The following is a 25,547-nucleotide window of genomic DNA, read 5'->3' as shown; positions in this document are numbered from 1 at the left end:
AGATATTGGATGAGATTCAGGGGCGGTTATACTTATACTACGGTTCGAATCCGATCTTTTGTGTGTTATACTATTGCCGTCGGTAATTTTGTGTTTAGCACTTTACTAATGATAAGGATGGTATGCTTATATGATCAGTACAAGCGGCGTAACGCTTCGTTATGGTAAACGCCCACTTTTTGAAGACGTAAATATCAAATTTACTCCTGGGAACTGCTACGGCCTGATTGGGGCGAATGGCGCGGGTAAATCCACCTTTTTGAAAATTCTTTCCGGTGAAATTGAAGCCAATTCTGGCGAGGTTCACATGACACCGGGTGAACGGATGGCAGTCCTCAAGCAGAACCATTATGAATACGATGAATTCCCGGTTCTGGAAACCGTTATTATGGGCCACACGCGTCTGTATGAAATCATGAAGGAAAAGGATGCGCTGTATGCCAAAACGGAATTTACCGAAGCGGACGGTCTACGTGCCGGTGAGCTTGAAGGTGAATTTGCGGAGCTGAACGGATGGGATGCCGAGCCAGATGCAGCTTCCTTGCTGATCGGTCTTGGTATTCCCCGCGACCTGCATGACAAGAACATGTCTGAGCTGAGTGGTAATGACAAGGTACGTGTTCTCCTGGCTCAAGCGTTGTTTGGTCGTCCGAACAATTTGCTGCTCGATGAGCCTACCAACCATCTGGACCTCGAATCCATTCAATGGCTGGAAAATTTCTTGATGGACTATGAAGGCACCGTCATCGTTGTATCCCATGATCGTCACTTCCTGAACAAGGTATGTACGCATATTGCGGATATTGATTTTGGCAAAATCCAGATGTACGTCGGAAACTACGACTTCTGGTATGAGTCTAGCCAGCTTGCGCTTGCCTTGACTCGTGATGCCAACAAGAAGAAGGAAGAGAAGATCAAGGAACTGCAAGCCTTTATTCAGCGCTTTTCCGCGAATGCTTCCAAGTCCAAACAGGCTACTTCACGTAAAAAACAACTGGATAAAATTACGTTGGATGATATCCGTCCATCGAACCGTAAATATCCTTTCCTGAACTTCAAGCCTGAACGCGAAGCAGGCAAACAACTCCTGACAGTAGACCGCCTCAGTAAAACTGTTGAAGGCGAGCAAGTGCTGAATGAGTTCAGTCTGGTTGTGAACAAAGGCGATAAAATCGCGTTTGTTGGCCCGAACGGCATGCCTAAATCGACGCTCTTCCAGGTGTTGATGAACGAGATCGAAGCGGATAGCGGAGAATTCTCTTGGGGGATTACAACTAGCCAGGCTTATTTCCCGAAAGATAATTCCACCTATTTTGAAGGTGTGGATATGAATCTTGTGGAATGGCTGCGTCAATATTCCAAGGATCAGGACGAAACGTTCCTACGCGGCTTCTTGGGACGTATGCTTTTCTCTGGAGAAGAAGCGCTTAAGAAAGCAAGTGTGCTGTCCGGGGGCGAAAAGGTTCGCTGTATGCTGGCGAAAATGATGCTGAACGGTGCCAATGTGCTGTTGCTGGAAGAACCGACCAATCACTTGGATCTGGAATCCATTACAGCGCTGAACAATGGTCTGATTGATTTTGACGGTACTATATTGTTCACATCCCATGACCACCAGTTTATTCAAACGATCGCGAATCGAATCGTGGAAATTACACCAAACGGCGTAATCGACCGTACGATGAGCTATGATGAATACTTGGAAAATGAAGAAATCACAAAATTGCGTGAACGTATGTATCCGGTAGAAATCGGCTAAAATCCAAACCGGCTAACTTCAACAACTAGATAAACGAAAGAGGAGCTCCTTAGGCCATTTAGATGGCGGGGAGACTCCTCTTTTTCGTTTTTGTGTCATGCCCATAGCTTACTCGGTTCCGGAGTGAGGTAAGATAGACCTCGTCCGATTTTGCGTACAATATATATACTATGGGGTGGCTTATGATCCGCCTGTACGACGGCGTTGGTTGTTCGGCTTCTTCGTATTTTGGCTTTTCAGTGTTTTGGCGGAACCGCCTTGAAAGCCGCCCTGCTGTGAAGCGCCGGACTGCTGTTTTTTTTGTGCCAGCTTTTCCCGAATGGCATCTGCGAGATTAACTTTACGTGGTTCATTAGCATCGCTCATGAATAAATTCCTCCTGTTGCCGCCAGATTCATGTCAATCATGCTGGATTGAATAAAAACGCGGCTGTGTCCTCATTTTATACGTTTTTAAAAGAAGGGACAAGGGCAACAATGATAACACACATCTGGGGTGGGTTGGAAGAGAAAACCTCTGTTTTTTGCGTGAAGTAAAAAATGTTTTGTATAACCTACAGGAATGGGGCCTGGCAATACTTTTTCGTTGTTACTACAGCGATGCAGAGCGGAAAGACTGTTTCTCTAGACCCACACAAAGTTCGTCTGCTATCCTGAAAATAACAGTTAACCAAAGAAAATTGATATTATTCAGGGCAGCAACGCTGCTATTTTTATTTTTGGGCCCGGTGAGATCGTTCTGCTGGGAACTATATATTTGAAGGAGTGTCCTACGTTGTGGTAAATGTCTATGAAGAGATACGAAAAGGTGAGCGTGGGGCGTGGGTGAGCATTGCTGCTTATCTCTTGCTGTCCGCCTTTAAGCTGATTAGCGGATATATATTTGCTTCTAGCGCGTTGCGGGCGGATGGCTTCAATAATGTCACCGATATTGTAGTGTCGGTTGCTGTACTGGTTGGACTGAGAATTTCCCAAAAGCCACCGGACTCTGACCATGCCTATGGACATTTTCGGGCAGAAACGATCGCGGCGCTGCTGGCGTCCTTTATTATGGCTGTCGTCGGTTTGCAGGTGCTTATTGATGGGATCGGGAGCATTTTCAAGGGCGGAAAGCAAATACCGGATATCACCTCCGCGGGTATAGCTGTGATTTGTGCAATGATTATGCTGGGAGTGTACCTTTACAATAACAGACTGGCACGGCAAATTAACAATAAGGCTTTGCTGGCAGCGGCCAAGGATAATCTATCGGATGCACTTGTCAGTGTTGGAGCAGCAGTGGGCATCATCGGTGCACAGTTCGGGCTACCCTGGCTGGATACTGTAGCTGCGATCGCGGTAGGATTCATCATTTGTAAAACAGCGTGGGATATTTTTAAGGATTCCACGCACAGCTTGACCGATGGATTTGATGAGCAAGAACTGTCTGACTTACGGAGTACGATTGCCTGTATACCTGGAGTAGAGGGAATTCGGGACGTTAAGGCACGTGTACATGGCAATCATGCGCTGGTGGATGTGGTCATTGAGGTCAATCCGCAACTCAGCCTGATTGAAGGGCATCGAATCAGCGACCGGATTGAGGAACGTCTGCAAGAGGTTCATAATACGATGCATGTCCATGTCCATGTAGAACCCAAATTATAGATTAATTATTGAATAGTTAGTGTTAAAAGTGACTTTAGACCTATATGCAAAAGGCGTATACGCTTCCTTTTGTGACGTTTGGATTATATCTCTCTTCCTGCTGCTTTTACTATAATGAAGGCATGTCCGGCTATATTCGTCGGAATTGGATATGCTCTTCAAATTCGTAAAAACAGCCAGGAGGTGCAACATTGAGAAGACGCGTGATGGGAATGCTCATGACGTCAGCCGCGCTGTTGGCAGCAATTCATGTGGCGCCGGGTCAGGTTGACGCAGCGGCATCAACAGCATCCACAGGACAGAAGGCGGTTATTCAGGCGGCTGTAAAGCTTAGATCTGGTCCTTCGACTACAGGGGATGTAGTCAGCTTTATGAAGCAGGGAGAGGCCGTAACGGTATTGGAGAAAACAAACAGCTATTGGTACAAGATCAAGACTTCTGATGGAGTAACCGGATATACTAGCAGCTCCGACAAGTACATAAAAGTTGGCGCTACCAGTGTCGCTGCTGCTGTCACTTCATCTGCTAGCCGTAAACCGGAAGCCGCAGAGTCAGTTAAAAATGTTTCAGCTAAAGAGGCTGTAGCCTCAGTGAATAGTTCTGCCGGTCAAACGAAAGCCACGATTCAAACGTCCGTTCGTTTGCGGGCGGAGGCATCCACTTCTTCCGAGGTTTTGGGCTATTTGAATGCAGGGGATGTCGTTACGATTACCGATCCAAGTAATGCTTATTGGTTCAAGGTTACCAATGCTGATGGTACGGTGGGCTATGTTAGCTCGTCTCCACAGTATATTCGTATTGGTGAGGGCGTTGTTGTGCAGCAGCCTGTGGCTGCTCCGGTGACAACCACTCCTGATACTACCGCAATACCTGTGACAGCATCTCCTGCGTCAACTACGAACATGTTTTCCGGTGATGCAGCGGCTGCAATAGAGCAGGTTATTAATACGGGGATGACTTATCTCGGAACTCCATATGAATATGGTTCGGATCGTAACAGTACGGCTACTTTTGATTGCTCGGCATTTACCCGTCAAATTTTCCGTCAGGCTGTAGGTATCCAGCTTCCGGCAGATTCCCGTTCACAGGGTGAGTGGATCAAGCAAAACAGTCAGCCGAATACGGACATGACTACGCTGAAGCGTGGCGATTTACTCTTCTTTACAAATTATAATGCATCTTCTGGGGCGTACACGTCCTTGGATAATTCCTCCCAAACGATTACACACGTAGCTGTATATTTGGGAGACAACAAGCTTCTCCATACGTTTTCTGTAGCGGGTGGCGGTGTAAAAGTTACGGATTTCAGCAAGCCTTGGCAGGACCGTTTCCTGTTTGGGGGCAGCGTGATTCAATAAAAGCGCCGTTAACCGTAAAAAAGCTGCATCAAAAAAGGATGTTCCACAGCCCTGTTGACCAGGGTGGGAACATCCTTTTTTTATAAACATTAGAATATTGCTTTTGTACAGCTAGCATCCGATAACTATGAAACCCGTCTTCTTCCGGTAAAGAGTGAAATGACGAACAACACCAGAAATATCACAAATAATATTTTAGCGATTGTAGCAGCTATGGACACGACGATACCAAAAAAACCTAAGATTCCGGCGATCACAGCAAAAATTAAGAATAAAGCGGACCATTTTAGCATGTTCTGTATCCTCCTTTAATTGTATATAATGTGGCATACTCACGCCCCGATAGAGCGTGGTTGCAGATGACGGTGACTTCTATAGATTACTCGTGGCTGTGCCATCGTTATATGTTGTTTTAAACGGTGCGAGAGTCCGTGAATCATAACGTTTGGAGCGGAGAAGAAGCCAGCCTGGACGTTGTTTCGTGTCTGAATCTAAAGGGTAACTATGCAGTAATCATAAACATCATCGTGAAAGACGAAAGAGAGGTTACGCCATGTTAACACAGGTCAGCATTTTTATTATTGCTATCGCATTTGCAGTTCTCGTTATTTTCCTCATTAAAACGTTGAAAGCAGCACAAGGCTCACTGGATAAGGTGACTCAAACCTTACAGGATGTGCAAAAAACGGTAGATGAACTGAGTTATGAAGTAAAACAAACGGTTCGACATGCGAATGACATCACCGCAGATGTTGATCATAAATTGAAGCAAGTGGAGCCAGTGATGGAATCGGTTAGAAACTTGGGGGAGGTACTCAGCGAAGTGACGCTGGCTGCCAAGCAGGCTTCAACAGCGTTAATGACACGGTTTCAGAAATCGCATAGCGCTGCGAGTAATACTTCCAGAACGGATAATGCGATTAAGGCAACGACACCGAATAGACCTTTGACCGCAACGGAGCGGACGGTTCAGAGCTACAATGCGACTTATGAGGAGCCTGCGGCCAAGCCGGGTAAAAACTGGTTGGGTTATGTAGACATCGCTGCTGGGGTGTGGCAGAAAATGCGTCAGTAGCATAGTGGCTGAACCGTAAACTACAGGAAATTCATTGAAAGGGTGAGATTTATGATGAAGACGTTATTACTAGCTGCTGGTTTGCTCACTCCCTTTTCCGGACAGGATACGGTTCAGCAAACCGTTTCCCCGCAAACAGCGGGGCATATGGTTAGGACTGTGCAGACGATACCCGCTCCACATGCTGTACCAGCAGATTTTCATACCTTAAATGGCATATCTTTGGATGATACACGTGCCGATGTATTGAAAAAGCTGGGCAAGCCACTACGAGTCAAAAAGGATATGCTGCTGCTTTCTACAGAATACCAATATCCAGATGTTGTAGTTGGTATGCGTGATGACGTCGTTTCTTATGTGCATGTAGACCCTGCTGCCGGTCGAATCAAGGTAAATGATGAGTGGCTGCCGCTGCAACGGAAAACGCTGGATCAGGCGCTGGGTGGCTCGCAATTCACGGCGGAAGACGGAGAGGTCTATGTACGCGGACAACGTGCAATCAAAGTGTTTATGGATGAGACGTCTGATAAACCTAAGTATGTCGAGTTTTTTGATGAAACGGAATGGTAATTGATATTTCCGAGGCGTGACATAACATGGAAGTTTCAAATGGATGTGTGAAGTGTAATAGTCAGAGAAGTCAATCCTTAAAGGAGCGTGAGAAACATGAATCAGACCAATCATAAATCTTATGCCAAAGTGGTAGATAACGGTGTACAAGCCGTTGAAGCAGTAAATGAGTTGCGTAACACGGGCTATCGTTATGAGGATGTGTTCGTGCTCGCTCATGATCAGGATCGGACAGATCGTATTGCCGATACAGTGGATGCCAAGGAAATCGGGATTAAGGAAGAGGGCGTTTTCGACTCATTAGCCAACTTGTTCCGTTCCCGCGGCGATGAGCTTCGCGCTAAAATTACTTCCTTGGGATTTACAGATACCGAAGCTGACTTTTATGAAAAAGAACTGGATCAGGGTAAAGTGCTGGTCATTGCTAAAAAAGCGTGATATTGCTGTTCACCATAAAAGCAGAGTGGCATTAGATTCGAAAAAGAGGATGTTGACCGCAGCACAAGTGTTTCGCGGGTCCTCCAAAAACATAGATAAGGAATGGGGTTCCAGCCTCATTCCTTATCTATGTTTTTGGAATGCCTTCTTACGGAAACACTACTTCTAATGAACAAGGGTGTTGCCGTTTAAGCAGGTATAGTATAATACATGAGTTACAGATAAGGAGAGGCCAATGAGAATTCTAATTGTTGACGATAACCCGACGAATGTCATTATTATTCGTGAAATACTGAAAAAAGAAAATTATCGGGATGTGATCTCTGCTAGCTCGGCCGCAGAAATGTTGGAGCATCTGGGAATCGGCGATCGTACCATTAGTCTTCGACCCCGTCCTTCAGATATTGATTTGGTGCTGCTGGACATGATGATGCCTGAAATGGACGGCATTGAAGCTTGCAGTATTGTGCAGGAATATGAGCATTTAAAAGATATCCCGATTATTATGGTAACGGCAGTAGGCGATTCCAAAAAATTGGCCGAAGCTCTGGATGTGGGAGCCGTTGATTACGTCACGAAGCCGATCAACAAGGTAGAGCTAATGGCGCGAATCCGGTCTGCTTTGCGACTCAAACAGGAGAAGGACTGGCATAAGGATCGGGATCAGCGAATTCAGGATGAGTTGAAGCTGGCCGCGATGGTGCAGCAGGCGGTGCTTAGTCCTGCCATTCAGGACCCGGTGCTGCAAGTGAATGCGCTCTATCAGCCTTCCTTTGAACTGGCAGGGGATTTATATTCATGGTATCCGTTAGGGGAGGGGCGATATGCCATCATTTTGCTTGATATGATGGGGCATGGCATTTCTTCCTCGCTGTTCTGCATGTTCATTGCGTCTGTACTTAAGGATACGGTGACCACATATGTGGAGCCTGAGAAAGTCATACAAGAGCTGAATCGTCGTTTTAATCAACTGGATCTGGGCAAGCAGCTGGTACAGTATTATTTTACGGCGATTTATATGGTGATTGATACCCGTTCACGGCGAATTGACTATGTAAATGCGGGACATCCTCCCGGTTTGCTGTTCAACCAGGATGGCAGCATTACCAAATTTGACCGTGCATGTAGCCCGGTTGGTTTGTTTGATAAGATTGATGCAGAAATGCACACGATTCATTATGAAGGAACTGGACATATCGCTTTGTATACGGATGGCTTGCTGGAAGCGGTGGAAGGTGAATATGAGGAGCAGTTGGAGTATCTGACTGAGTGTCTACGTAAGTATGAGGATTGGAATGAAGAAGCGATGCTGGATGCATTTTTTCGTAATGAGGCGCCACAGGATCGCGATGATGATAAGTGCCTGATCTGGATTTCATTGAAAGAGGGAGAGAGCTTGCATGAAAATCAGAAATAAACTGCTGATCGGCTTTGGATCGCTCATGGCGATCCTCCTTGTGCTGACGCTAATCAGCTATGACCGTATGGGGAGCCTGAATGAGCAGCTGAATCAGGTTTACCAGGACCGATATGTGAAGGTCCGGAAAACAACGGCTATTCGTGGTCAGGTGAATGATATGGCCAAAGTTATGGCCAACCTGATTTTAAATCCGGGCTCCTCCGTCGGCGAGGCCAAACGTGAGCTCGATGATATTTCCGCTACTGGAACGAAAGTGCTGGCAAGTCTGCAAACAAATTCAGGCACCAGTGAAGAGCAGCAGCAGGTTGATCGGGTAGCCGTCGCCTGGAATGAATTTCTGAGTTACGAACAAAGGTTAGTTTCTTTGCTGGGACAAGATCGCATTGATGAGGCTAACGCTTTTCGCAATAGTACTGGTTTGCCTGCTCAAGAGGAGGCAATGGACAGCATTAATGCCCTTGCCGTTTTTCAGGATCGGGAGATTGATAACGACATGAAGCAAGCCAATCAGGCCTATGAGGAATCTGTACAGATTACCACAATTCTGATGGCCGCCGGTCTGATCATGGGCTTACTGGTTATTTTGTGGGTGCTCCCAAGCATTGCCAAAGGTCTAAATATCGTTAGTCTCATGATTAATGGTTTTGGCAAGGGAAAGTACAGGGCCATCAGCCGAATGAGTGTTGCCTCCAAAGATGAAATCGGTGAGGTCGCTCGTGTATTTCAACAAATGGCCGGGGACTTGGAAGAAAAGCGGAAATTCGAGCATTCCGTCCTTCAAACGCAGAAGGATCAAACTTGGCTTAATGCCAATACTGCTCGGGTGACTGAGCTGTTCCGTGGTGTAAATTCACTGGAGCAGGTTGCTCAGATGTTCATTAGTGAGTTTACGCCCATCTTGGGAGGCAGCTATGGAGCCATCTATTTGCAAGGAAAAGATGTAGAAGACAACCGTTTTAAGTTATACGGCTCCTATGCAAAGGTGACTGGCGAAAATTCGATTAGGGACGTTATCCATGTGGGCGAAGGGTTGCTCGGACAATGTGTTCTGGATCGTAAGCCGATCTTGATTACAGAGGCTCCTGACGGATATTTGTCCATAGGCTCTGCCTTAGGAGAAAGTAAGCCAGTGGGAATTATGATTTTCCCTATTTTGTTCGAGGATGAGTGCATCGGTGCTATAGAAATAGCGTCACTGGATCGCTTCAGTGATCTGGAAACGAAGCTGTTTGCTCAATTAGTAGAGAGCTTGGGGATCATTCTGAACAATATCAAGGGACGGATGCGTGTAGAGCAATTGCTGCGCGAATCCCAGGCACTTACTGAGGAATTGCAATGCCAGTCCGAGGAGCTACAAACTCAGCAAGAGGAACTCAAGCGCTCCAACGAAAATTTGGAGGAGCAAACAGAGGAGCTCAAGCGTTCAGAGGAGTTGTTACAGCGTCAACAGGAAGAATTGGAGCATTTTAATACTGAACTGATTGCCAAAACTAGAGCGCTGGAAGAACAAGTTCGAGAAGTGGAAGAAAAGAACGACGAGATCGAACATGCACGAGCTCAGTTGGAGCAACAGGCCATGCAGCTAGGAATTACAAGCAAATACAAATCCGAGTTTTTGGCCAATATGTCTCATGAGCTGCGTACTCCGCTAAATAGCTTGCTTATTCTTTCTCAGCTCTTGTCTGAGAACAAGGAAGGCAATCTCAAGCCAAAGCAAGTGGAATATGCACAAACCATTTATATGTCAGGCGCGGATTTGTTGAAAATGATTGATGAAATTCTGGATTTATCCAAAGTGGACGCTGGAAAAATGGATATTAACCATGAAGCGGTCCATTTGAAGGAACTGGAACTGTTTGTGGAGCAGAATTTTGCTCCGGTCGCAGCCAAACGTGAGCTTCAACTGCATACCGAAATCGAAGAGAACTTGCCAGATGCCATTATCAGTGACGGTTATCGTCTCAAACAAATTTTACGTAATTTGCTGTCTAATGCCTTCAAGTTCACCACGGAAGGTTCTATTAGTTTCATTGTATCTCGGGCAAACGGAGAGCAGCTTCCTGGTCTGCTAAATCCACGAAGATCCTATCTGGCTCTATCTGTGCGTGATACGGGCATTGGGATTGCTTCCGATAAAACGGATCTGATCTTCGAAGCCTTCCAGCAGGTAGACGGTACAACCAGCCGGAAATATGGGGGGACAGGACTAGGTCTGTCGATCAGCCGCGAGCTTTCCAGATTGTTGGGCGGCGTTATTACGGTGGAATCCGAGCAGGGACAGGGCAGTTGTTTTACATTGTATTTGCCGGAACAAACACCAACGGCTGAGGATATGGAGTCTCATTCGAGAGAGGAATTTAACGGTGCGGATGTGAATTCGGATTTTGAGAGTGTCGCAGCTTCGGTAGAAACGGACCTTCCCATGATTATGCCTGCTAAACGGTTGCCATTATATCAGATGCCTTCGAAAAACAAAGCGGAGGACATTATACATCCGGGGGACGACCGAAACGAGATTACCTCGCAGGATAAAGTGCTGCTGATTATTGAGGATGATATTAATTTTGCTAATATTTTGTACGATATGGCCCGTAGCCGGGGCTTTAAAGCACTGATCGCTCTCCAAGGAGACGATGGGCTCAACATGGCTCAATCTTATTTGCCGGACGCTATTATACTAGATATTCAATTACCTGTAATGGATGGATGGTCCATTTTGGGTGAGCTAAAAGGAAATTCATCAACACGTCATATTCCAGTGCATGTTATTTCGGTCATAGATGATGTGAAGCAGGGCTTAATGATGGGCGCGATTGCCTATCTCAAAAAGCCTTCCTCGAAGGAAAGTCTGGATAAGGCATTTTCACATATAAAATCGTATACGGACCAAATGGTCAAACGTCTCCTTGTGGTTGAAGATGATGATAATCAGCGTAAATCCATTATTGAGCTGATCGATCATGATGATGTTGCCATTACGGCGGTATCGACAGGTCAGGAAGCACTGAATGAGCTGGCTATCCAGCGGTATGACTGCATGGTACTGGATCTGATGCTGAGCGACATGACTGGTTTTGAACTGCTGGATCGTATTCGAGAGAACGAGCAGCTAACTGATCTGCCGATCATTATTTATACAGGCAAAGATCTGGATAGCAAAGAAGAAACGCAACTTCGCAAATATGCAGAGTCTATTATTATTAAGGATGTTAAATCGCCGGAACGGCTTTTAGACGAAACAACGTTGTTCTTGCATCGTGTAGAGGCGAATCTTCCTGAGGATAAACGCAAAATTTTGCAGAAGCTATACAACAAGGAAGAACTGTTTGAAGATAAAAAAATATTGTTGGTAGACGATGATATTCGCAATGTATTTGCTCTGTCCAGCGTGCTGGAAAGCTATCGTATGGAGGTTACCTTTGCGGAAAATGGAAGAGAAGCACTGGAACTGCTGGAACAGACACCTGATTTTGATCTGGTTCTGATGGATATGATGATGCCGGAAATGGATGGATATGAAGCGATGCGACGTATCCGGCTAATGCCACAATTCGAGAAGTTGCCTATTATTGCCCTGACAGCCAAGGCCATGAAGGATGATCGTTCCAAGTGTATTGAGGCAGGCGCTTCCGATTATGTAAAAAAACCGATTCAAACCGAACAGCTTTTATCATTAATGCGGGTGTGGTTGTATTCGTAACCCAAAAAATTGGGTAATATAAATCGACACATGATTGGAGCGGCACAGGCAAAACCTATTTAGGAATTGGAGAGAGATTATGACATCTAAGGATATGGCGGATAATGCTGCTAATGAAGTGAAATCGAATGATACTGAGCGGGAATTGATTGAGATTGAGCTGTTGCTGGAAGGTATACATCGGCTGTACGGCTACGATTTTCGTAACTACGCTCTGCCATCGATTAAGCGGCGTGTTTATTATCATGCGCAGTCCGAGAATGTAAGCACGATATCAGGACTTCAGGAGAAGGTGCTGCATGATCGCAGCGCCTTCGATAGACTGGTGCAAAGCCTTTCCATTCCGGTGACCGAGATGTTCCGTGACCCGGAGCTGTTTCTGAATTTTAGGCAGAAAATCATTCCTATTTTGCGAACGTATCCGTACATTCGAATATGGCATGCAGGTTGCTCCACAGGTGAGGAAGTATATTCTATGGCGATCTTGCTGCATGAAGAAGGCTTATATGATAAGGCCCGCATTTATGCGACGGATATGAATAACCTGTCTTTACAGCAGGCGAAGGAAGGCGTATACGGGATCGACAGAATGAAGCTGTATACCAAAAATTATTTGGAGTCCGGGGGCACGCAATCGTTCTCTGAATATTATACAGCCAAGTATGATTCAGTGATGTTTCATCCTTTTTTACGGAAAAATATTATTTTTGCGGAGCACAACTTAGCGACTGACCGGTCCTTTAACGAGTTCAATGTTATTTTTTGCCGGAATGTCATGATCTATTTTAACGACGAACTTCGCAACCACGTGCATGGGTTGTTTTATGATAGCTTGAGTCATTTTGGTGTGTTGGTGCTTGGGGCCAAGGAATCCATACATTTTACCGATTATAGTGATTCCTACGAGCCGCTGGACCGGATAGAAAAAATTTACCGGAAGATCAAATAGAGATGCTTAGGAGGATTCCATGGGGCTTCATGAACCGATTCATATATTGCTGGTAGATGACAGACCTGAGAACCTGCTCGCTCTTGAGGCGGTGCTGGAGAGTGAACAATATAATTTGGTAAAGGCCACATCCGGGGAAGAAGCGCTGCGATGTCTATTAAAAGATGAATTTGCAATCGTAGTCCTGGATGTGCAGATGCCGGGTATGGATGGAATTGAGACCGCAAAGTTAATCAAGGCCAGAGAGAAAACGAAGGATATTCCGATTATCTTTATTTCAGCTAACAGCAAGGAAGCGGAGCATTTATTTGCGGGGTATTCAGCGGGCGGTATTGATTATATGGTAAAGCCGTTCATCCCTCAAATTCTCAAGTCCAAAATTGAAGGCTTCGTGCAAATGTATCTGACAAACAAGCGCTTGAAGACACAGTCCATGCTGCTTCATCAGAAGACCCAGCAGCTGGAGAAGATGAACAGCGAACTGATTGCCGCCAAGGAGGCAGCAGAGATTGCTGCCAATGCCAAAACGGAATTTCTGGCGATGATGAGCCATGAGATCCGCACACCTATGAACGGCGTCATTGGCATGATTGATTTGCTGATGGAGACGGAGCTGCAAAGTGACCAACAGGAATATGCCGATATCATCCGTCGTAGTGCAGACGCGCTGGTAGCAGTCATTAATGATATTCTGGACTTCACTAAGCTGGAGTCAGGCAAAATGGAGGTAGAGGAATATCCTTTTGATCTGGTTTCCTGTATCAAGGAAGTTTTCAGCCTATTTACGGTAGAGGTGAACCGAAAGAACTTGGAACTGGTTTATTTCCTCGATGAACAGATGCCTCCTGTGTTATATGGAGATATGGGAAGATTGCGTCAAGTATTGATTAACCTGGTATCCAATGCCGTCAAATTTACAGACCGGGGCGGGGTGTATGTCTTCGCATCTGTCAAAGAGCAAAGCGACAATGGACTTACCGTTGAGTTTTCTGTGAAGGATACAGGCATTGGTATTGATCCCGCTAAGGTTGGAAGGCTGTTTCAGCCCTTTTCCCAACTGGATTCTTCAATGACGCGTAAATATGGTGGAACCGGGTTAGGACTCGCCATTTGTAAAACCTTAGTGAATATGATGGGCGGAGATATCCGTGTAGATACGAGCGGAGAACAGGGCGTGACGTTTCATTTTACAATGAAGCTTGGCTTTGCTCAGGAAAATGAACTGGAGGGGGAGTCCAGCCACGACTGGGAAATTCCACATCGGGAATCTCCAAGCCGTAAACCTGTACTGGTCGTAGATGATCATCCGATTAACCAGAAGCTGATGGTTAATATACTGGATAAGCTCGGTTTAGCTTCAGATGTGGCAGCAGATGGGCAACAGGCGCTTGATATGGTCATGGCGAATCAGGACTATGACTATATCTTTATGGACTTGCAGATGCCTGTGATGGACGGTCTGGAGTGTACGGGTAGAGTGCGTGAGCAATTGGCGGGAAGATCCCAACCTGCCATTATCGCCATGACGGCTAATGTGATGGAGGGTATTCAGCCTCGATGTATTGAAGCTGGGATGAACGATTATATCAGTAAGCCCGTTAAAATCAGCAGTGTAAAACAGGCGTTGCTACGGCATTCTCCGGACCATTTTCCAATGCAGCCGGGTAAAGAACAAATCAATGAAGCCTAGATGGTGGCATTTGGTAGTGTTTAAAAAGTTATACCGTGATTCAAACGATCGTATAATGGGTTAGTATGTAGGGAAATCTTTTTTCGGGAGAGTAGGCCTATGAATACAAATAAAAATGAGAAGTTTAATGCAATTACAGAAACAACCGATGGCGTAAATACCGTTTATCTGAGTGGAGAGTTGGATCTTTCGGTAGCACCTGATTTTCGTCTGGTGATGGAGCCTTTGGTGGGGGAGTCCAGCCAAGATTTGATTATTAACTTGAGAGACCTTAAATACATTGACAGCACGGGGATTGGTATCTTGTTATCCATTTTAAAAGCAAGGCATGGGATGGAGTCTCGCTTTGCTGTTCAAGAGGTACCGCCTCAAATTCAAAAGCTGTTTGATATGACCGGTATTGCCAAATTCTTTGTCCCCCAGGAGAATTCCCAATAGGAAAGGAAAGAAAAAGAAATGAATGCTCAAATTCAAAAAGTAGTTCTTAATTTGCCGGCAACTGCTGACTTTGTTGATATTGTAAGATTAAATTTATACGGTATTGCCGCGAAAATGGGATTCTCTTATGAGGATATTGAAGACATGAAAGTGGCTGTATCGGAAGCCTGTAATAACTCTGTCCTTTATGCATATGGTCATGAGGGGGGAGTCGTGGAAGTAATATTCGAATTTGATGAAGTTTCGTTGTCCATTCGTGTCAAAGATGAAGGGGAGAGCTTTGAACGTGTGGAGGACCCGTCCCGTATCGCATCCTTGCATGACAAGGAGTTGAATGATGCGCAGATAGGCGGATTAGGCTTTTATCTCATGCAGGCGCTTATGGACGATGTCCATATCTTGAATGAGACAGGAAAAGGCACCGAAGTGGTGCTTGTAAAGCGACTGACCAGAAGTGAGGAAAGAGTATGAATGAAAAGGTAACTCCCCCGGAGTCGATGGATGAAGCCGTTGGTCTAATCTGGGAGTACCAGCAAACAAAAGATAACGAGATTGCTACCGTGCTGATCCGTAAGTATGAGCCGATGGTCAAGATGGCTGCTGGGAAGATCTCCCGTAACCGTCCGGACTTATACGAGGATTTATATCAGACCGGTCAGATGGCTTTGATACGTCTGCTTCAGCAATACGATATCAGCTTGGGTATCCCATTTGAACCATACGCTATGAAAAGTATGCTGGGACATATGAAAAATTATTTGCGCGACAAATCCTGGTACATCCAGGTTCCTCGCCGCATTAAAGAAAAGGGTGCGCTTGTTCAACATGCTATTGATGAACTAACCGTTAAATTGGAACGTTCACCCAATGTGGATGAGATTGCAACCTATTTGGATCTTACCGTGGAAGAAACGATTGAGGTGCTTGCAGGCCGTGAGTGCTATCACTATGTTTCACTGGACTCGCCTTTATCCCAGGAAGAGAGTGCAGCTACATTAGGCGAGCTCATTAGCTCGGATGCTAACGATTATGACACTGTGGAAAAACGAATGGATTTGCAGCAGGCTTTAAGCCAACTGAAGGAGCAGGAACAAAAGGTGCTTCTTCTGGCATTTCAGGACGGTCAATCTCAACGTGCGATTGCACAGACGTTGGGCGTATCGCAGATGAGCGTTTCCCGTATTCAGAAGCGGGCAACGGAAAAGCTGAAGCAGATTATGTCTAATTCCTCTATTTCATGAGTAGATGGCAGATTATATGGCTTAAAATATTTGACGTCACATCGTAAGGACACGTTATTCCGATATGGGAAGCGTGTCCTTTTTATAAAGCGAAAAAGGTTGGGAGGAAGGTTGGAATCCATGACAGCATTTGAACAGATTTCTTCCTTTCGTGGAGGATGGGAATGGTGGGACATCAGTGCTGGGAATTGGCAAGATTCGGTCATACAGCATTTGAAGGAGAAGCTCCCAGAAGCCTCAGAATGGCTGGACAAGGTAGAGGACATTCCATCCAGCTTTATATCTGTGCGCTTTCCAGATGGCAATCAGCCCTTAATGTACGGGTCGCTGATCTACTCTGTTCAGGAGGAGATCGACAGTCAGCGCAATTGCAACAAGTTTTATTTTCTGGTCCTAAATCAGAAGTTAGTGACGTTAAATCTGGATCAAAATACCCGTGAAATCATGCACACCGCGGAACGCCAAAAAATGCTGGAACAGTGTGAGGATGCAGCTGATGGCATGTTTGTATTGGCGAGAGCCGTGCTCCATTACTTTCATACAGGTATGGATAAGTTCGAGATCAACCTGAGAAGACTGGAAGAGGACATGGAGAAAAGGAATGCTCGTACGCTGATGGATTCTATATTGAATGCACGTTTCGAGCTGTTGTATTGGAGCAATATGTTCATTCCCTTTTCAGAGCTGGTGACGGCTTCTCGGGAGGCATATCTGGATAAACTGGAGGAGAATCGTTTTTTCAAGCAGTTACTTTACCGTGTTACTCGGATGGAAGGACTTTTCCTGCATTATGAAAAGGAAATTGACACATTGATCTCCATTGACGACGCCATTTCTGCATTTAGGGGGAATGAGATTACAAAGACGCTCACCATTGTCACCGCCGTATTTACACCAGCAACTGTAGTGGGCGCTATATGGGGCATGAACTTTGAAAATCTGCCTTGGATTAAAACAGGCTGGGGTTTTACCACCGTGATTATTGCCACACTGCTAAGTATGGCGGGAATGTACGGCTGGCTGATGATGAAGGGGTGGACAGGAGACTTATTGAAGGCTAACAAGCGCAACAAATTGTAGCGGCTGACTACAGCTGTTACAATTTACAAATAAAAAACGATCCATCGTAACTGGAGGCTCTTTGAGGAGTCTATTATCGGTTACGATGGATCGTTTTTAAATGAGATAGGAACAATTACTTAGTACCTTGGCTCATTTTGATATATCCTAATAATTCGGCGATGAAATCTCCGATGACCGGAAGATTTAATTGTACCAGGAAACTGAGCAACCAAGCGAGCAAGGCGAGTATGACCACTGTACCCAGCGTAAGGCCGAGACCACGTGCAATCCCTGCGGTCAGATTGCTCATAATTCTTCTTTTAGTGCTGGAGTAGTTCTCCAGAATATCTTTGAACTCTGCTCTTTCGAGCGTATCTGCTATTTGATCTAAGCGTTTGTTAAGCCGCTTGACCTCATGGCGCAGCTCAAAAGGATGCTCATTTACATCAAAGTCTCTCTCGTGATCATGCGTTTTAACATGATCAGGAGTGGAAGAAGCCTGCTTGGATGAAACCTCATCTGGCTGATCTTGAGCCTGTAGGGGATGAAAGGTTCTTTTGTTGTTCGCGGTAAGATCATCTCCATAGGAATTTGGCTTGTTCATTGTCATCCCAGCCTTTCTATCATTTAAAAACAGCCAGCTTCTTGCATGCTGGCTGTTCAGTGTAGGGCTTATTTTTTTGCCATCAGAATGTGTAGCTATTAGGAATTTGCATTCAATTGTTTCTGTGTATCCTTGGCCGCTTGAGCCGTTGCATCCATAACTTCTTTATCCGCTTTGGCCGCTTCATTAGCGACATCGGCAGAAGCTTTGGTTACGCTGGAAACGATATTGTCTTTGCTCTCGGATACCGTTTTGGCTACATCTGCTGTTTTGGTGGAAACGGTTTTGGCCAAATCTGTCGCTTTGCTGCTAACTACAGATGCCACGTCCTTTGTTTTATCGGAGACAACTGTAATTTTATCAGACAGATCACTACGCAAATCACGACCCGGCTTCGGCGCGAACAGCAGGGCTGCGGCAGCACCAATCAAACCTCCAATAAATAAACCTTTTGCAAAACCTGAAGTACTTGCCATATTTTGATTGTCAATGTTACTCATGTTATATCACTCCTCTTATAGAATTAAAGAATAAAAGATATATATAAATGTTAGGTAGCCCTTCTTAATAGCCTGGACACAAGTCCGAGCAAGAACACGAACAATGCGGTTCCGAGTATGGCTGGAATGACTGCAAAATCTCCGATGACCGGGCCCCAGTCTCCCAATAGCATGACACCTAGCCAAGCTCCTACAAATCCAGCAATCATAGAGCCCGCAATGCCGCCAGGCATTTCATGACCAGCCAGTGCATCGCCAATCAATCCGATAATAATAGCCATTACAATACTTAGTACAATTCCCCACACAAGGATCGCCTCCCTTATCCTAAGTTCACAAAACCATAACATTTTTAATGAAGGCTGAGCTTCGATATTGCTGAGCCTTGCTTACTTCGTATATAAACGTCGTGACCCGGAGTGAAACAAAAAGCCGTCTCGGACATTTACTGGTGGGGAGTGGAAGGAAGCTTCATGCGCGCTCGCCAATAGATCACAGGAACGGTAAACACCAGCCAAATAATACCTGCAATATAGCCACCCACAATATCTGTAGGAAAGTGAACGCCTAGATATACGCGGCTTAATCCAATCAAGAGAATCAGTAGTGTACCAAGAACACACGGAAGAAAGAGCGAACGCCCACGAATCTTTCGTTCTATGGCCCAAATGGCAAATATCATTCCGAAAAATCCCATGGAAATCATCGCATGACCGCTGGGAAAACTGTAGCCCCCGGCTTCAACCAAATGTTGAAGTGATGGGCGTTCCCGTTGCAAAATTTCTTTAATCAGCGTATTCAGCACCCACATCGCCGTAAAGCTGCTTAGGATCGCAAAGGAATAAGCTTTTGAGCGAAGACTGACCCAACACAAGGTGGCAGCACCGAGGGCGATGATTAAGGACATGTGGAATGAACCGAAAGATGTAATGAATATAGCGATGGTTAGCAGTTGGTAGCGAGCAGCTGCTGTGTCTGGAAAAATGGCATCCTGTATGCGTTCATCCCAATATAGAAAAGGAGCTGTGCCAATCCATTTCACAGAGTAGGCGACGAGAAGCAACACAGCGATCATGATAATAGATGCATACAGACTACGGCGCAAATAGCTCGGTAGGAAACGGGATGATTGGGGTTCATGAGATAGCATATGTAATAAATCTCCTCCTTATGGCTGTGATAGATTCAATTTTTCGTACTATTAACTTAACTAATAATGAACTTAAGAGCAAAACCCGACGGAGACGACAGGCTGATTGAGGCATATAAGCCCGGGGTAAAGGGATCGTATCACAGCGTTTGTAATGCCAGGGCCGGAAGTGGAATAGTTATCACAAAGCAAGGCTGCTTTACGGAACTGGAATCCATGGAGGTGTTAAGGATGATTAAAATAGTGACATCGGCAGAAAGACATACCTCAAATAAAGGATGGATTCATAGTGAGTTTAGCTTTTCATTTGCCGATTATGAAGATCCGAGCAATGCCCATTTTGGTTGTATGCTAGTCCATAATGATAACGTGCTTGAACCGCAGCAAGGCTTCAAAAGACATCCGCATCACGATTTGGAAATCGTCACCTATGTAATTGAAGGCCAACTGCATCATAGCGACAGCTTGGGACATGAGCAGGATTTGAAAAGCGGCTCGATACAGGTTCTGAGTGCAGGCACGGGAATTGAACATGAAGAGCGAAATACTGGGGATGAAAGACCGGTTCGCTTTTTGCAAATGTGGTTTTTACCTGAGAGTCCTGACATCCAGCCTTCTTATCAGGTGCAAAGATTCAAGCACAGTGAACGCCTAAATCGGCTTCAGCCTGTTGTGTCTGGTTCAGAAGTGGAGGGAGCGTTATCCATCGCGCAGGATATAAATCTGTATCTGAGCAGATTGGAGAAAGGACAGCAGCTTGAATATCCACAGCAAGAGGAGCGCCGTACCCACATTTATGTAGTTAGCGGTCATGTGGAAGTTACGTGCCAGGATGGGGATTTTCAGTTAGGGCCTGGTGATGCCGCGCGAATTCAAAAAAGCTGTACATTAAAGATACGAGCTACAGGTAATGAGGATATATCTGAACTGGTGTTAGCTGATTTGCCTTGAAGCATCCTTGAATGAAGAAGTGTATGAAAATGCGTATATGCAATCGAAAAATAAAGCTCGTATCCCGTTGCACGTCTGTTGAGACGACCGGAGGTACGAGCTTTATTTTACGCTGACAGGGCCACTATCATGAAGGCTGTTGCTCATGATGATAGGTTGTAATACAGCTAAGCTGTCTTCCTATAAGCTAATTCAGGAGGACTTGCGCAATCTGCCCAGTTCAGAAACAATAGCTTCAACCTCTGAAATGCTCAGGTTAGGCTTGCTTATCACCATATCATAGACATCGTGGATGTCCTCGTATTGCTCCAGTGAGAAAGCGGAAGCCTGCATAGCAGCACCACTCGCCATACGGAGCTTGGTTTTAATACCTTCAATCATATACTCAATGTTGGCATGAGACGGTACAGACAAATCCATCGTTAATTTTCCATCCTTTCATAACAGGGGAAGTTGCCTGTATTGTATCATGTTTTTGTTGTAGAATGTACTGAAAGCCAGATTACCGATATACAACCGAATCAAGGAGGATGGACAAAGTTGTCTTTGTATAATCGAGCTTCCGCACCCGGTCGCTCGTCCTTAGAACATAATGTAAAGAAAACAGATCGAGATGGACTCGCGCCGTTTTTCCGAGAAATTCATCATCAGCATGCTATAGATAAGTTGACTTTTGTTTGCATCGGTACAGATCGCTCGTCGGGTGATTCACTCGGGCCACTGGTAGGCACCATGCTCAAGGAGCAAGGCTTTCCACATGTGATTGGCACAATGATGGAGCCCTGTGATGCGGATCATCTGGTTTCATACTTGGAGACTATTCCCCAAGATCATCATGTGATCGCCATAGATGCATGTCTTGGACAGCACGGCTCAACGGGAATGTTTCTTATTGCGCGTGAACCGCTAACTCCTGCGCGATCGGTGGGGCTGTCTCTGCCGTCTGTTGGTCATTATAGTGTTGCAGCGATTGTGAATGAGCGCAGTCCCAAACCCTATTGGACACTCCAAATGACGTCGCTTCACTTGGTCATGACAATGGCTGCGCATATTGCTAATGCGGCGGCTTATGAATTTGGTTTGAAAACAGCTTCGCAAGATTTTCCAGAGGGTTACCGTTTCAGATATTGATGGTCTGCTTAATAATATACATCAGCATTGTTCTACTTAATAATATATTCAGCTCCAATAGATTATATACAGAGAAGGAAGGGTTCCATATGGAAAAGGTATTATGCGAAGGAACGACGATCTGCTATGCCGAACAGGGAAAAGGAGAACCGATCATTTTATTGCACGGTTTTTGCGGAAGCTCCTCCTATTGGGATGAGGTTGTTCCATTGCTGTCCCAAAGCTATCGTTGTATTGTTCCAGACTTGCGTGGACACGGACGCAGCGATGCTCCACTAGGAGCCTATACTATTGATCAAATGGCAGATGATGTGCTTAAACTTCAAGAACAATTGGACATCCCTCAGGCTGCCTGGTTTGGTCACTCACTAGGAGGCTATCTAGCCCTCTCGGCAGTGCAGAGACATGCAGAGCGCCTTACAGCCTTTGGACTGATTCATTCCACAGCTTATGCAGATACGGACGAAGGTAAAGAAAAGCGGAATAAGGCTGTATCCACCATCCAAACGGAGGGGATTACGACCTTTGTAGATGGACTCGTACCGGGACTGTTTGCTCCTGATCATGTGGAGTCGATGTCCAGCCAATTACTGAAAGTCAAAGAAATTGGCTACAAAACACCGCCACAAGGAGCCGTAGGAGCATCACTGGCTATGCGCGAGCGTACTGATCGTCGGGATGTATTGTCGGCTTCTGCATTGCCAGCCCTTTTAGTAGCGGGTGAGCAGGATCAGGCGGTTCCTCCAGCGCGGACGTTTACAACAGATCGGGCCGGAGTAACTCAGGTTACCCTACCGGAAGCAGGTCACATGAGCTTGTTCGAAGCACCGGAGTTATTAGCGAACGCTATCTTGACATTTTTAGAGCAGAACTTGAAAAAATAGACTAAGGGAAGCCCAAAAAACCGGAACCTTCTGAGGTGATAATCAGAAGGTTCTGGTTTTTTGTGTAGTCAATTATTTTTAGGAGTGTAAGGTGTCTAATTTATGTTGCTTTTGTTAAAGGCAAACGCTGTCGGCAAACCGTCAATACTCTCCAAATTTTTCTCATAGGCATATCTTTTAAGTGCTTCTTCTCCCATCTGAATTGAGACTTCCTTCAGCTTTTCCCGTTCGCTCGTGTATGTCATGAAGGGAACCGCAAAACCACATGAATTCTGAACCATGTGAATGTCCACAACAATGATTTGTCTTGCACCGGGAAGCGGGTTGAAGAGTGGGTACAGCTCATTCCATTGCTTAGTATCAGGCAGCGCGACGGTACCAGTGCCATAGAGCTTTAATACACTGGGAGCGCCCTCAAATGCACAAAACATGATTGTTACCCGTCCGTTCTCGATAATGTGGGCGCTTGTCTCGTTGCCGCTTCCCGCCAAGTCGAGATAGGCTACCCTTTGGTCCGATAGAATACGAAAGGAATCATATCCCTTGGGGGAAAGGTTAACGTGCCCTGTCTTGGATAGCGGTGCTGATCCTACAAAGAAAATGTGCTGCCGCTGTATAAACTCTTGATGTTCCGGTAATATCGAGCTAAATTGTTTACCCAAACTCCATCATCCTTTCTCACAAAAATATTCATATAAATTTTGTTTCAAGAGAAAATAATTATTATGAATTATTTTATGAAATGTTTAAATATACTGATTATTTTTTTGTTACTTATGAAACAAAAATATCACGACACTAACAAAGAAGCAATATTGATTTTAAAAAAACTCATCATTCGCTATTCACATGATCAGCTACAAAGTACTGTACCGTAGGAATTTCACTGCCATACGTGAGCATTCTGACTACCTGATCATTGATGTTATTAACTGAGGGTGAAGGTTATGAGTGGTATTTCTGCATGGTGGGGCATTTGGCTTTTAGACAAGGATGTCATACAATCAGAAGACAGAGTTTCTGGTTGTCTAGGCATCGGGATGAAAGGAAGGGAACGGCTTGCTTAGAAAAGATTATTTGCTCAGTATGATGGAAGAATTGACATCCGCAGTAGCATCGGTGCTCGGTCTAAGGCGTGAAAATAAACACGTCGAAGCGCTAAAACAGCTAGATGACCTGCTCAACAAGCAGTTTCGTCTTCGTTCAGATTTGCTCAGACGATTGCCGCCGGAACAAATTATTGAGCTTTTCCGATTGGGCCCTGGAATTGAAGCGGATAAGCTTCAGCAGGTGGCTCGCATTTTGGAAGAAGAAGCCGTGATTTACCTGGAAACCAGCAGAACAGACGAGGGCATACGAATCTTGATGAAATCTCTTCATTTATATTTGTACAGCGATACGAATGGCGCGACTCGTGATCTGCAGGTCTTGCCTGAACGAATAGCGTGTATCGTGAAACTGGTGCGTGAATATGAGCTTCCCCCTGAAACCAGCAAACTGTTGGCTGTTCATTACGAGCGAGAAAACAGGCTGGACGAAGCCGCCGATGTCTGGTTTGGATTGGCATGGGAGCAGCCAGAGCTTCTATCCGAAGCGGAGACGTTTTATAGTCAATTACTGGATAAGACCAATGCAGAGCTGGAGCTGGGTGGAATTTCACGCCAGGAAGTCACCGAGGGTTTGACCGAGATCACCCAATTACATGAAAGAAAGTGAGATGTACCTTTTGGATTCACTGCGCGAACTTATATACCAATTGACCACGGGAGGCTCCCTCATCACAGCGACGCTGAGTCAGCTTCGCAAACGGGAGGATGCTTCTTTTACTAAAGTGCAAATCAAACCTGTAGAATTGAAAAACAAGCTGCATTACCAGTTTGCTTTTCATTATAGCAACAAAGTCATTCATGAAAATCTGACCCCTGACGAAGCTAATGAGCGTATGACTGCCTTGTTTGAGGACACGTTCCGCCAAGGACTTTTATGCGCCAAGGATGCAGACTACCAAGTGCTGATCAGTAAAAAATATAAAGTATCCATTCTGACAAAGTCACCGAGCAAAAGTAAAGCCGACCTGTCTCATAATCGCAAAAAGCAATATGTGCTCGAAGAAGGGGAACGAATTCCTTTCCTGATTGAGCTGGGGATTATGAATGAGGATGGTAAGGTACTGGCCCGCAAGTATGATAAGTTTCGTCAAATTAACCGGTTTCTCGAAATGGTGCAGGATGTATTGCCTAGCCTTCCGGTAGGCCGCCCATTGACGATTGTGGATTTTGGCTGTGGCAAATCGTATTTGACCTTTGCGCTGTATCACTATTTGGCTGTACAGCAAAAGCGACCATTGCAGATCGTTGGTTTGGACTTGAAGGCAGATGTCATTGAAACCTGTAATGTTCTGGCTCAAAAGCTGCAATATCGACAGTTGGAGTTTCTGGTTGGTGATATCGCAGACTATAACGAACTGGAACAGGTGGATATGGTTGTTACCTTGCACGCTTGTGATACTGCAACGGATGCGGCGCTGGAAAAGGCCGTCCGCTGGGGAGCTTCTGTCATTTTGTCGGTTCCGTGTTGCCAGCATGAGCTGTTCAGCCAACTGGAAAATCCGGTATTGGAGCCGTTGCTTTCCCATGGTATTTTAAAGGAGCGTTTTTCAGCACTGGCAACGGATGGAATCCGGGCCAAACTGCTGGATATGATGGGATATCGGACACAGCTGTTGGAATTTATCGACATGGAGCATACACCTAAAAACATTCTGATTCGTGCCGTCAAAGGGCAAGCGGGAGAACAATCCGTTCTGTGGCATGAATACACAGCATTTCGGGATTTTATTCATGCTGATCCTTATTTGGAACGCGCTTGTGCGGATTTGCTTCCCGATGGAGCAGGGAAAAAGCAGACACACAGCTAGGAATATAGTAAAAGTGGAGCCACTGCGGGGTGGCTCCACTTTTTTTGTAGTTCACGGTTCATAG

At 45.5% G+C, this 25,547-nt stretch carries 27 protein-coding genes; 19 read left to right on the top strand and 8 right to left on the bottom strand.

Translation table 11 applies throughout. The features are described from left to right. Positions 1–130 precede the first annotated feature (130 nt). A complete protein-coding gene (locus NSQ58_RS00215) occupies positions 131–1,759 on the top strand; it encodes an ABC-F family ATP-binding cassette domain-containing protein (protein WP_023990284.1) in 1,629 nt (542 codons plus the stop codon). Positions 1,760–1,939: 180 nt separating this feature from the next. On the opposite strand, the gene NSQ58_RS00210 is transcribed toward NSQ58_RS00215, so the two are convergent. Next, complete coding sequence (locus tag NSQ58_RS00210) at positions 1,940–2,125, bottom strand: hypothetical protein (RefSeq protein WP_013311941.1); 186 nt, start codon at positions 2,123–2,125, stop codon at positions 1,940–1,942. A gap of 410 nt (positions 2,126–2,535) precedes the next feature. Between NSQ58_RS00210 and NSQ58_RS00205 the strand changes: the two genes are divergently transcribed. Continuing rightward, the gene (locus NSQ58_RS00205) at positions 2,536–3,405 is read left to right on the top strand and encodes a cation diffusion facilitator family transporter (protein WP_341056682.1); all 870 of its coding nucleotides are present in this window, start codon (positions 2,536–2,538) and stop codon (positions 3,403–3,405) included. A gap of 191 nt (positions 3,406–3,596) precedes the next feature. Then, positions 3,597–4,763 carry a C40 family peptidase gene (locus tag NSQ58_RS00200; protein WP_076295634.1) on the top strand — a complete coding sequence of 389 codons (1,167 nt, stop codon included), beginning with the start codon at positions 3,597–3,599 and terminating at the stop codon, positions 4,761–4,763. A gap of 125 nt (positions 4,764–4,888) precedes the next feature. On the opposite strand, the gene NSQ58_RS00195 is transcribed toward NSQ58_RS00200, so the two are convergent. Then, positions 4,889–5,056, bottom strand: a complete 168-nt coding sequence (locus NSQ58_RS00195) for a DUF1328 domain-containing protein (protein ID WP_023990280.1) — start codon at positions 5,054–5,056, stop codon at positions 4,889–4,891. A gap of 260 nt (positions 5,057–5,316) precedes the next feature. On the opposite strand from NSQ58_RS00195, the gene NSQ58_RS00190 reads away from it, so the two are divergent. The 11 genes from NSQ58_RS00190 (at position 5,317) to NSQ58_RS00140 (ending at position 17,364) form a co-directional block, all read left to right on the top strand. Beyond that, positions 5,317–5,838 (top strand): DUF948 domain-containing protein, encoded by a 522-nt coding sequence (locus tag NSQ58_RS00190; protein ID WP_013311938.1) that lies wholly within the window; start codon positions 5,317–5,319, stop codon positions 5,836–5,838. A 51-nt stretch (positions 5,839–5,889) separates the two neighbouring features. Next, complete coding sequence (locus NSQ58_RS00185) at positions 5,890–6,408, top strand: hypothetical protein (RefSeq protein WP_053326087.1); 519 nt, start codon at positions 5,890–5,892, stop codon at positions 6,406–6,408. A 96-nt stretch (positions 6,409–6,504) separates the two neighbouring features. Beyond that, positions 6,505–6,846: a general stress protein gene (locus tag NSQ58_RS00180; RefSeq protein WP_023990277.1), complete on the top strand. Its 342-nt coding sequence runs from the start codon at positions 6,505–6,507 to the stop codon at positions 6,844–6,846. Between the two features lie 235 nt (positions 6,847–7,081). Beyond that, positions 7,082–8,263 carry a PP2C family protein-serine/threonine phosphatase gene (locus NSQ58_RS00175; RefSeq protein WP_023990276.1) on the top strand — a complete coding sequence of 394 codons (1,182 nt, stop codon included), beginning with the start codon at positions 7,082–7,084 and terminating at the stop codon, positions 8,261–8,263. Further along, a complete protein-coding gene (locus NSQ58_RS00170; protein ID WP_023990275.1) occupies positions 8,247–11,966 on the top strand; it encodes a response regulator in 3,720 nt (1,239 codons plus the stop codon). Before NSQ58_RS00175 ends, NSQ58_RS00170 begins: the two co-directional genes overlap by 17 nt. A gap of 79 nt (positions 11,967–12,045) precedes the next feature. Further along, positions 12,046–12,915 (top strand): CheR family methyltransferase, encoded by an 870-nt coding sequence (locus tag NSQ58_RS00165; protein WP_023990274.1) that lies wholly within the window; start codon positions 12,046–12,048, stop codon positions 12,913–12,915. A gap of 19 nt (positions 12,916–12,934) precedes the next feature. Further along, the gene (locus NSQ58_RS00160; protein ID WP_023990273.1) at positions 12,935–14,605 is read left to right on the top strand and encodes a response regulator; all 1,671 of its coding nucleotides are present in this window, start codon (positions 12,935–12,937) and stop codon (positions 14,603–14,605) included. 99 nt (positions 14,606–14,704) lie between these two features. Then, entirely contained in the window at positions 14,705–15,043 is a 339-nt protein-coding gene (locus NSQ58_RS00155) for an STAS domain-containing protein (RefSeq protein ID WP_023990272.1), read from the top strand. A gap of 18 nt (positions 15,044–15,061) precedes the next feature. Next, positions 15,062–15,514, top strand: coding sequence for an anti-sigma B factor RsbW (gene rsbW / locus NSQ58_RS00150; RefSeq protein WP_023990271.1), 453 nt, complete (start codon positions 15,062–15,064; stop codon positions 15,512–15,514). Beyond that, positions 15,511–16,284: a sigma-70 family RNA polymerase sigma factor gene (locus tag NSQ58_RS00145; protein WP_013311929.1), complete on the top strand. Its 774-nt coding sequence runs from the start codon at positions 15,511–15,513 to the stop codon at positions 16,282–16,284. Before rsbW ends, NSQ58_RS00145 begins: the two co-directional genes overlap by 4 nt. A gap of 120 nt (positions 16,285–16,404) precedes the next feature. Beyond that, positions 16,405–17,364: a magnesium transporter CorA family protein gene (locus tag NSQ58_RS00140; RefSeq protein ID WP_053326084.1), complete on the top strand. Its 960-nt coding sequence runs from the start codon at positions 16,405–16,407 to the stop codon at positions 17,362–17,364. 115 nt (positions 17,365–17,479) lie between these two features. Here NSQ58_RS00140 and NSQ58_RS00135 read toward each other — a convergent pair whose 3' ends face one another. The 4 genes from NSQ58_RS00135 to NSQ58_RS00120 all read right to left on the bottom strand — a co-directional run bounded on the left by NSQ58_RS00135 (position 17,480) and on the right by NSQ58_RS00120 (position 19,600). Then, positions 17,480–17,956, bottom strand: a complete 477-nt coding sequence (locus NSQ58_RS00135; protein ID WP_053326083.1) for a DUF5665 domain-containing protein — start codon at positions 17,954–17,956, stop codon at positions 17,480–17,482. Between the two features lie 92 nt (positions 17,957–18,048). Further along, the gene (locus NSQ58_RS00130; protein ID WP_023990268.1) at positions 18,049–18,450 is read right to left on the bottom strand and encodes a YtxH domain-containing protein; all 402 of its coding nucleotides are present in this window, start codon (positions 18,448–18,450) and stop codon (positions 18,049–18,051) included. Between the two features lie 50 nt (positions 18,451–18,500). Continuing rightward, positions 18,501–18,758, bottom strand: a complete 258-nt coding sequence (locus NSQ58_RS00125; protein WP_013311925.1) for a GlsB/YeaQ/YmgE family stress response membrane protein — start codon at positions 18,756–18,758, stop codon at positions 18,501–18,503. Positions 18,759–18,895: 137 nt separating this feature from the next. Further along, positions 18,896–19,600, bottom strand: coding sequence for a phosphatase PAP2 family protein (locus tag NSQ58_RS00120; RefSeq protein ID WP_160789559.1), 705 nt, complete (start codon positions 19,598–19,600; stop codon positions 18,896–18,898). Positions 19,601–19,831: 231 nt separating this feature from the next. Here NSQ58_RS00120 and NSQ58_RS00115 point away from each other — a divergent pair, with 231 nt between their 5' ends. Then, a complete protein-coding gene (locus NSQ58_RS00115; protein WP_341056680.1) occupies positions 19,832–20,551 on the top strand; it encodes a pirin family protein in 720 nt (239 codons plus the stop codon). Between the two features lie 192 nt (positions 20,552–20,743). Here NSQ58_RS00115 and NSQ58_RS00110 read toward each other — a convergent pair whose 3' ends face one another. Further along, entirely contained in the window at positions 20,744–20,971 is a 228-nt protein-coding gene (locus NSQ58_RS00110; RefSeq protein ID WP_013373034.1) for a DUF1128 domain-containing protein, read from the bottom strand. Between the two features lie 120 nt (positions 20,972–21,091). Between NSQ58_RS00110 and yyaC the strand changes: the two genes are divergently transcribed. Both yyaC and NSQ58_RS00100 read left to right on the top strand, forming a co-directional pair. Beyond that, on the top strand, positions 21,092–21,682 hold the full coding sequence (gene yyaC / locus NSQ58_RS00105; protein WP_053326611.1) for a spore protease YyaC: 591 nt from the start codon (positions 21,092–21,094) through the stop codon (positions 21,680–21,682). An 89-nt stretch (positions 21,683–21,771) separates the two neighbouring features. Then, entirely contained in the window at positions 21,772–22,566 is a 795-nt protein-coding gene (locus NSQ58_RS00100) for an alpha/beta fold hydrolase (protein ID WP_023990264.1), read from the top strand. Between the two features lie 95 nt (positions 22,567–22,661). Here NSQ58_RS00100 and NSQ58_RS00095 read toward each other — a convergent pair whose 3' ends face one another. After that, positions 22,662–23,228: a pyridoxamine 5'-phosphate oxidase family protein gene (locus NSQ58_RS00095; RefSeq protein WP_053326079.1), complete on the bottom strand. Its 567-nt coding sequence runs from the start codon at positions 23,226–23,228 to the stop codon at positions 22,662–22,664. A gap of 397 nt (positions 23,229–23,625) precedes the next feature. Here NSQ58_RS00095 and NSQ58_RS00090 point away from each other — a divergent pair, with 397 nt between their 5' ends. Both NSQ58_RS00090 and NSQ58_RS00085 read left to right on the top strand, forming a co-directional pair. Then, on the top strand, positions 23,626–24,282 hold the full coding sequence (locus NSQ58_RS00090; RefSeq protein ID WP_069080833.1) for a DUF6483 family protein: 657 nt from the start codon (positions 23,626–23,628) through the stop codon (positions 24,280–24,282). Next, entirely contained in the window at positions 24,269–25,483 is a 1,215-nt protein-coding gene (locus NSQ58_RS00085; protein WP_341056679.1) for a class I SAM-dependent methyltransferase, read from the top strand. The genes NSQ58_RS00090 and NSQ58_RS00085 overlap by 14 nt, the downstream gene beginning before the upstream one ends. Positions 25,484–25,547: the final 64 nt, after the last annotated feature.

This window comes from Paenibacillus sp. FSL M7-0134 (genome assembly GCF_038007865.1).
Taxonomy (GTDB): Bacteria; Bacillota; Bacilli; order Paenibacillales; family Paenibacillaceae; genus Paenibacillus; species Paenibacillus polymyxa_B.
Note: the sequence above shows the minus strand (reverse complement) of the source record. Positions and strands in the feature narration are given on the sequence as shown.

Coding starts and splice junctions, on each gene's coding strand:
- NSQ58_RS00215 (WP_023990284.1), top strand. CDS start 131: ATGATCAGTACAAGCGGCGTAACGCTTCGTTATGGTAAACGCCCACTT.
- NSQ58_RS00210 (WP_013311941.1), bottom strand. CDS start 2,125: ATGAGCGATGCTAATGAACCACGTAAAGTTAATCTCGCAGATGCCATT.
- NSQ58_RS00195 (WP_023990280.1), bottom strand. CDS start 5,056: ATGCTAAAATGGTCCGCTTTATTCTTAATTTTTGCTGTGATCGCCGGA.
- NSQ58_RS00190 (WP_013311938.1), top strand. CDS start 5,317: ATGTTAACACAGGTCAGCATTTTTATTATTGCTATCGCATTTGCAGTT.
- NSQ58_RS00185 (WP_053326087.1), top strand. CDS start 5,890: ATGATGAAGACGTTATTACTAGCTGCTGGTTTGCTCACTCCCTTTTCC.
- NSQ58_RS00180 (WP_023990277.1), top strand. CDS start 6,505: ATGAATCAGACCAATCATAAATCTTATGCCAAAGTGGTAGATAACGGT.
- NSQ58_RS00175 (WP_023990276.1), top strand. CDS start 7,082: ATGAGAATTCTAATTGTTGACGATAACCCGACGAATGTCATTATTATT.
- NSQ58_RS00170 (WP_023990275.1), top strand. CDS start 8,247: ATGAAAATCAGAAATAAACTGCTGATCGGCTTTGGATCGCTCATGGCG.
- NSQ58_RS00165 (WP_023990274.1), top strand. CDS start 12,046: ATGACATCTAAGGATATGGCGGATAATGCTGCTAATGAAGTGAAATCG.
- NSQ58_RS00160 (WP_023990273.1), top strand. CDS start 12,935: ATGGGGCTTCATGAACCGATTCATATATTGCTGGTAGATGACAGACCT.
- NSQ58_RS00155 (WP_023990272.1), top strand. CDS start 14,705: ATGAATACAAATAAAAATGAGAAGTTTAATGCAATTACAGAAACAACC.
- rsbW (WP_023990271.1), top strand. CDS start 15,062: ATGAATGCTCAAATTCAAAAAGTAGTTCTTAATTTGCCGGCAACTGCT.
- NSQ58_RS00145 (WP_013311929.1), top strand. CDS start 15,511: ATGAATGAAAAGGTAACTCCCCCGGAGTCGATGGATGAAGCCGTTGGT.
- NSQ58_RS00140 (WP_053326084.1), top strand. CDS start 16,405: ATGACAGCATTTGAACAGATTTCTTCCTTTCGTGGAGGATGGGAATGG.
- NSQ58_RS00135 (WP_053326083.1), bottom strand. CDS start 17,956: ATGACAATGAACAAGCCAAATTCCTATGGAGATGATCTTACCGCGAAC.
- NSQ58_RS00130 (WP_023990268.1), bottom strand. CDS start 18,450: ATGAGTAACATTGACAATCAAAATATGGCAAGTACTTCAGGTTTTGCA.
- NSQ58_RS00120 (WP_160789559.1), bottom strand. CDS start 19,600: ATGCTATCTCATGAACCCCAATCATCCCGTTTCCTACCGAGCTATTTG.
- NSQ58_RS00115 (WP_341056680.1), top strand. CDS start 19,832: ATGATTAAAATAGTGACATCGGCAGAAAGACATACCTCAAATAAAGGA.
- NSQ58_RS00110 (WP_013373034.1), bottom strand. CDS start 20,971: ATGGATTTGTCTGTACCGTCTCATGCCAACATTGAGTATATGATTGAA.
- NSQ58_RS00100 (WP_023990264.1), top strand. CDS start 21,772: ATGGAAAAGGTATTATGCGAAGGAACGACGATCTGCTATGCCGAACAG.
- NSQ58_RS00085 (WP_341056679.1), top strand. CDS start 24,269: ATGAAAGAAAGTGAGATGTACCTTTTGGATTCACTGCGCGAACTTATA.